Origin of the sequence: Butyricicoccus sp., from assembly GCF_050872565.1 — a bacterium.
In the GTDB taxonomy this organism is placed as follows: Bacteria; Bacillota; Clostridia; order Oscillospirales; family Butyricicoccaceae; genus Butyricicoccus_A.
The window spans coordinates 1-6,656 of record NZ_JBNMHC010000101.1; the positions used below are offsets into that span (position 1 = coordinate 1).

Below are 6,656 nucleotides of genomic sequence, written 5' to 3' on the forward strand. Positions count from 1 at the left end.
CTGACGCTGGTCGAGTGCGACACCCGCGATCGCCATCGCGAAATCGTATTCCAGGTCATGGGCGAATAAGTTCAGACAATCAAAAAGCACTGGAACCGGAAATCCGGAACCAGTGCTTTTGTTTTGATATACAAGCTAAACTTGTCTCTCCAAATTACTTCAGCAGATACTTGCTGGAGTTTACCTTTGTTGTGGTAGACTTACCGTTTTCTGTCACGGTCTTGTACAGAGAAGCGTACTTATAGTTGCCGCTGACAGAGCTCTTGCTGGACAGGGTGACCTTCTTATCCGAAGTCTTTGTGCCGTAAATCGTCACGGTCAAAGAGCCGCTGCCGGAGCTGGCAGCAATCTTAATCGGATGATCCGTGTTATTCACGAACTTAAAGTCCTGGCTGCCATAATATACAGCGGCATCCTGCGATACCGGTGTGTACGATACCTGGAACTGATGGCTGGAACGCTCCGTAACCTTCAGATCTGCATACAGAACAGCACCATATACCGTGGAAGATACCTGACAAACGCCGCCGCCAAGGCCTTCTACCTGCTTGCCGCTCTGGAAAATGATCGCGTTCTGATAGCCCTTTGCTGCGGTTCTTCTGCCGACAACGCCGTTGAGCGAGAAACGCTCTCCCGGCTGAAGAACAGTGCCATCAATCGCTGCTGTTGCCAGACGAATGTTGGTCGAACGACCCTTTACGCTGGAGTTATAGTACGTGGTCTTAGAACCCAGTACATCGCTGAATTCCTCGCCCTTTGTCGTTGTGGTGGTGTTTGTTGTGTTGTTGTCTGTCGTGCTGTTGCTCGGCTGATTGGTCTTCTGCTCGGTACCGGTGCTCTTGTCGGACAGATACTTGTTGTATACATAACCGGTCTGGTTGTTGTAAGAGATCTGTACCCAGTTGCCGGATGTACCGGTCTTCTGAACCTGTGTGCCCTGCGGAACAACGCAGATGACAGCAGAGCCGTTTTTCGGCTGTGTTCTCATGTTAACACCAGACGTCGTGTAAACGGTGCCGGTGCTGGCAGTCTGCTGCGGCTTGTCTTCCTTCTTCTCCGGGGTGCTGGTGGTCTGCTGCGGCTGCTGTGCCGGAGCAGAGGTCTCGCCGGTCTCCTTCAGGAACTTCTTGTAGATATAACCGGTTTTACCATTGTATGATACCTGATACCAGTTGCCATTTTGAGAAACTTTCTGAATGGTAGTGTTCTCCGGAATCGTGCATACGATAGCGGCACCGTTCTGCGGCTCACTGCGCATATACACAGCGGACGCTGTTGCTGCATACTCCGTTGCCGAAGCAGAGACAGATGTTGTCGTGTTGGTCGTTCCTGCCGCCGGATTTGCATAAGCAAATGCGCTGCCGTATACGGTTGCGACAGCCAGAGCGCCAGAAAGAATTCCCCTCATAATTCTTTTGGTTTTCATAGTCATCCTCCAAAAAATATATTTACTTCCCCTGTATTGTATCACCTACTTTTCTTCTTTTCAAGCAAATGCATATATCAAAATTCCCTATGGTATAACGGAAAACCGACACCTTTCGGTGCCGGTTTTCGTTTATTTTCCATTAAATTCCATGTATTCAGCGTTTGTCGGTTGTGTATTTCGCAGAGATATAACCGGTCTTGCCGTTATACGCGATGCTGTACCAACCGTTCTTCAGGGTAATGGTTTTTACCTCTGCGCCCTTCTTGAGAACGCCTAATTTCTTGGCATTCTTGTTCGGCTCTGCGCGAACATTCAGGTCAGAAGTGGTGTATACGGTCTTGGTTGCCGGAGTGGTCGGCTTTTCGGTTCCCGGCTTGACTTCGGTGGTGTACTTCGCGGAGATGTAACCGGTCTTGCCGTTATACTTGATGGTGTACCAGCCATTCTTCAGCTCGATAACCTCGACTGCGGTGCCCTTCTTGAGAACGCCGAGCTTCTTGCCGTCGGTGGATGCCTTGTCGCGGACATTCAGGTTCGCGGTGGTGTAGACAACCTTCTTCGCAGCGGTTGCCGGCTTAGTCGTGGTGACATACTTGCCAGAGATATAACCGGTCTTACCCTTATAGGTAATGGTGTACCAGCCGTTCTTCGCGCCGGTGGTCTCTACGGCAGTGCCCTTTTTGAGAACGCCAAGCTTTGCGCTGGTCTTATCTGGCTTTGCACGAACGTACAGATCGCCCGTGGTATAAACGGTTGTGGTGGTCGGCTTTACTTCCGGCTTGGTCTCCGTGGTGTACTTCGCGGAGATATAACCGGTCTTGCCGTTGTACTTGATGGTATACCAGCCGTTCTTCAGCGCGGTGGTCTCTACAGCAGTGCCCTTTTTGAGAACGCCGAGCTTTGCGCTGGTCTTATCCGGCTTTGCGCGAACGTACAGATCACCGGTCGTATACACGGTCTTGGTCTCTGCTGCCGGAGCTGCCTCTGTATCCTTGATGTACTTCTTGTATACGTAGCCGTCCTTGTCTTTATAGGACAGGTGATACCAATTGCCTTCCATTCCCAGCTTCTCTGCCTCAGCATTCTTCGGCAGAACGCACAGGACAGCGGCACTGTTATCCGGCTTTGCTCTCATGTTTACATCGGTTGTTGTGCGAACGCTTGCAGCGAGCGCACCGCCGCACGCCATCACGGCTGCTAATGTGCCGGAAATCAGGCTAATCATCATCTTTTTCGTTTTCATAGAACTCCCTCCTTACGTCCTGTGCCCTTTGGGTTGGAACTGTTTCTTTATGCTCCTAGTGTAGCATTTTTCTTTGTTACTCGCAACAACATGCGCATGACAGTTTGAACACAAAACGGTTACATATCTTAAGATAGTTCTTAAGAATTGCAAGCAAAAAGCAGCCTGCGTACCGGTTACACAGGCTGCTTCTTGTTTCGTATGCTGTGGAAGTTTGGGGGATGATAAAACACAGCATACAGAATTGGGGATGATATAAAGCACTATCTGGGGGATGATATTCGTGCTTTAAACAAAATTGGGATTTTGTCGGGCTCATATGTCTCCACATGAGCTTGGCATCATTATACCGCACGGCACAGAAATTTGTCAATACCCGCCGGTTTAAATGCCGGTTTTTTCGCAAAATTAACTCAATAGAGTTGATTGGGATTTTTTTCCTCTCCGTCAGCTAGTATAGCAAAATGCAGATGGACGCCCTGTTTCTCCTCCAGCGGCATAGGATCCCCCAATACGGCGATTTTCTGCCCCTGTGTGACGGAATCTCCCTCAGATACCGTCGGATCGGTGATGCCCGCGTATAGACTGGTAAAGCCCTGTACATGACTGATTGTCAGGTATTTTCCCAGCACGGCGTCTTCGCCCACGGCGAGCACCGTGCCATCCGCTGCCGCCTGTACGGCATCTCCTTTTTTCCCTGCGTAATCTATCGCTTCATGTGTCCGCCAGTCGCCGGTCGTTTCATTATATGTCAGCGTATCTTGGGAAAAATCCTGTGTGACTTCGCTGTCCATCGGCGGCGCAACGGTCAGCGCGGCGGCGGTCTGCTGCACCGGCTGCTCGGTCTGTTCTGCTTCCTCGGTCTGTGTCTCGGATTCCTGCTGTTTTTCGGCAGGCTGCGGATCCATCGCCGGAATGCGTTCCAGCGCTTCGGACGCTGTCACGCTGTCATCCGCCTGATATTCCTCCGCCTGCATGGTCTCATCGGTGGTGCCGCTCGGAACGGCAAACAGCAGATACGCTGCCACCGCAATCGCCGCGAGGCACAGCAAGAGAACGACATAAAAGCTCTTATCCTCCGACCACCACTGTGCACCGCCGTTTGTTCGTTTCATTCGCTCATCTCCCTGCTTTCATTTTCCTGTACTGGAAGTATGGGCAGTTTTTCTGCTATTTATACGGTTCGATGCCCATTCTGTCTAGAGAAACCGCCAAAAATTTTACGTGCCTGTTACACAAATTACGACAGGATATGGAAATTTTTGCATTTTCTCGCAACTGGACAAAAATCTATTGCAAGCCAAAAAAAGAGGAGTATAATAGTGCTTGTAGTTTGATAAACTGCAACAAAAAGTTTAGTATTTGTAAAGAGAGCAGAAAGGAGGACCCGCGCCGGAATTTCCGGTCCAGTATGAAAATTGGTTCAAAGATCAAACGAATGCGTATCCAGCAGGAATTGACATTAGAGGAGCTTGCTTCCCGCTGTGAGCTGACGAAAGGTTTTCTCTCGCAGCTGGAACGGGATTTGACCAGCCCATCTATTGCGACGCTCTCCGACATTCTCGAAGCGTTGGGGTCTTCCCTGTCTGAATTTTTCAGCGATTCGCCGGAGGAACAAATTGTGTTCCGACAGGCGGATTTTTTTGAGGATGCACGCGACAGCTGCACCATTCGATGGATCGTTCCCAACACCCAAAAAAATCAGATGGAACCTGTGCTCGTGGAAATCCCCACGGGCGGCAAGTCGTTTTCTTCCGGTCCGCACGGCGGCGAAGAGTTCGGTTATGTGCTCACCGGTTCTGTCGTCCTCGTCACGGATACCGCGTCTTATCCCGTCCGCAAGGGAGAGACCTTTTACCTAGACGGCAAATCCGCACACTATATCCGCAATGACAAAAAGCAGACCGCCCAAGTACTCTGGGTCTGCACCCCACCGCTATTTTAAAATCCAACCCCATAGGAGAAAATATGAAAAAACTCATCGAAATCAAAAACATCGTCAAGGATTTTGACGGGCAGCGCGTGCTCAACGGTATCTCGCTGGACATCCATGAAAATGAATTCGTCACCCTGCTCGGTCCGTCCGGCTGCGGCAAAACAACTCTGCTGCGCATCATCGCAGGCTTTCTCGATGCCGATGATGGTCAGGTACTGTTTGACGGAACAGACATTTCCGGTCTCCCGCCGTACAAGCGCGAAGTCAACACGGTATTCCAGAAATACGCGCTGTTTCCGCATCTGAACGTCTATGACAACATCGCCTTCGGTCTCAATCTCAAAAAAGAGCCGAAAGACATTATCGAGCAGAAGGTCAAGCGTATGCTGCGTCTGGTCGGTCTGAGCGGCTTTGACAAGCGCCGCATCACCCAGATGTCCGGCGGTCAGCAGCAGCGCGTTGCCATCGCGCGCGCACTGGTCAACGAACCGAAGGTTCTGCTGCTCGATGAGCCGCTCGGCGCACTGGATCTCAAGCTGCGCAAGGAAATGCAGCGCGAGCTGAAAAACATCCAGCAGGAAGTCGGCATTACCTTTATTTTCGTCACCCACGATCAGGAAGAAGCCCTCACGATGTCGGATACCATTGTCGTCATGAAGGGCGGCAATATTGAGCAGATTGGCTCTCCGGTCGATATTTACAACGAGCCGGTCAACCGTTATGTCGCCAACTTTATTGGTGAGAGCAATATCACGGACGGTGTGATGCCGTGCGACAACCGCGTCATTTTTGACGGTCATCCGTTTACCTGTGTCGACGGCGGTTTTGCGCCGAACGAAGAGGTCGATGTGGTCATTCGTCCGGAAGATCTCGACATTGTAGCACCGGAAGACGGTCTGCTGCGCGGCCGCGTCAAGTCGGTGCTGTTCAAGGGCGTGCACTATGACACCATCGTGGAAACCCGCCAGGGCACATCCATCACAGTAAAAATGAACATTACCGAGGAAAAGCCGATCATCAATGAAGAGGCTGGCGAGCTGATGGATGCAGACAGCTTCTATCTGGACAAAGAAGATGTCGCGGAGCTGACCGACTCCATGATTATCGCCCGTGCCAACGCACAAGCTTGGAAGAAGGACACCGAAGAGGGCGTTTCGATCTCCAAAATCTCCTACGACATCAAGCCGGAAAACGGCAGATACCCCGTCACCTTCTCCACGGCTGCGGGCACGACGGTAACTGTCGATATGATTGTTGAGGATGCCAACCGCGTGCAGTCGGAAGAATATCAGGAAGAGATTTATGCCGTAAACTTTTCTAAGTCCGTTGATGATATTCGCGAGTCCCTGACGCTGGACAACGACTTGATGATTTGGGCAGATGCTTCCGCTTGGAGCCTTGCGCCGGAGGACGAAGGCGCCCGCATCAAGATTACCGATGTCATTTACGATTTCGACTGGGAGAACATCACACCGGGTGTATATGATATTACGTTTGCTACCAAGGGCTCTGAGTACAAGGTCGCAACGACAGACCGCACCGAGCCGGGCGATTTGGTCGGTCTGCGCTTTACGCCGGATGACATTCACATCATGAGAAAGGGAGACTGAGCACATGAAACGTTTTCGTTCCATGGCATATCCCTATGTCTTTTGGATTGCCATTTTCATTTTGATTCCGATGCTGCTCATCATCGCCTATGCATTCACGGTGGAGGGCACGGCGTTCTTTCAGGGACAGTTCACGCTGGACAATTTCGCCCGCTTCTTCCGTGACGCCGTGTTTATGCAGGTGCTCATCCGCTCCATGCGCATTGCGATTTTGACGACACTCGTCTGTCTGCTGCTCGGCTATCCGTCTGCCTATGCGATTGCCCGCGCAGGCGTCAAGAGCACGACACTGATTCTCGTCATCACGCTGCCGACTTGGATCAACATGCTCGTGCGCACCTATGCTTGGGTGGGTATCTTGCAGGACAACGGTATTTTGAATAACTTGCTCGGTTTATTGCACATCGGTCCGTTCCAGTTCATGTACACGGATTTCGC

Annotated in this window: 5 protein-coding genes and 1 pseudogene; 3 read left to right on the forward strand and 3 right to left on the reverse strand. The window is 51.2% G+C overall.

Translation table 11 applies throughout. The features are described 5' to 3' along the window. Window positions 1-154 precede the first annotated feature (154 nt). The 3 genes from ACR0P9_RS05770 to ACR0P9_RS05780 all read right to left on the reverse strand — a co-directional run bounded on the left by ACR0P9_RS05770 (window position 155) and on the right by ACR0P9_RS05780 (window position 3,787). Window positions 155-1,426: a VanW family protein gene (locus tag ACR0P9_RS05770; protein ID WP_432618176.1), complete on the reverse strand. Its 1,272-nt coding sequence runs from the start codon at window positions 1,424-1,426 to the stop codon at window positions 155-157. A gap of 157 nt (window positions 1,427-1,583) precedes the next feature. Then, window positions 1,584-2,672, reverse strand: coding sequence for an SH3 domain-containing protein (locus ACR0P9_RS05775; RefSeq protein WP_432618178.1), 1,089 nt, complete (start codon window positions 2,670-2,672; stop codon window positions 1,584-1,586). 413 nt (window positions 2,673-3,085) lie between these two features. Continuing rightward, a complete protein-coding gene (locus ACR0P9_RS05780) occupies window positions 3,086-3,787 on the reverse strand; it encodes a peptidoglycan DD-metalloendopeptidase family protein (protein ID WP_432618180.1) in 702 nt (233 codons plus the stop codon). A 296-nt stretch (window positions 3,788-4,083) separates the two neighbouring features. On the opposite strand from ACR0P9_RS05780, the gene ACR0P9_RS05785 reads away from it, so the two are divergent. The 3 genes and pseudogenes from ACR0P9_RS05785 to ACR0P9_RS05795 all read left to right on the forward strand — a co-directional run. Further along, a complete protein-coding gene (locus ACR0P9_RS05785) occupies window positions 4,084-4,617 on the forward strand; it encodes a helix-turn-helix domain-containing protein (protein ID WP_432618182.1) in 534 nt (177 codons plus the stop codon). A 23-nt stretch (window positions 4,618-4,640) separates the two neighbouring features. Beyond that, a pseudogene (locus ACR0P9_RS05790) lies at window positions 4,641-5,684 on the forward strand (ABC transporter ATP-binding protein); the annotation flags it as partial. 538 nt (window positions 5,685-6,222) lie between these two features. Then, the coding region (locus ACR0P9_RS05795; protein WP_432618184.1) for an ABC transporter permease at window positions 6,223-6,656 on the forward strand (434 nt) is incomplete at its 3' end.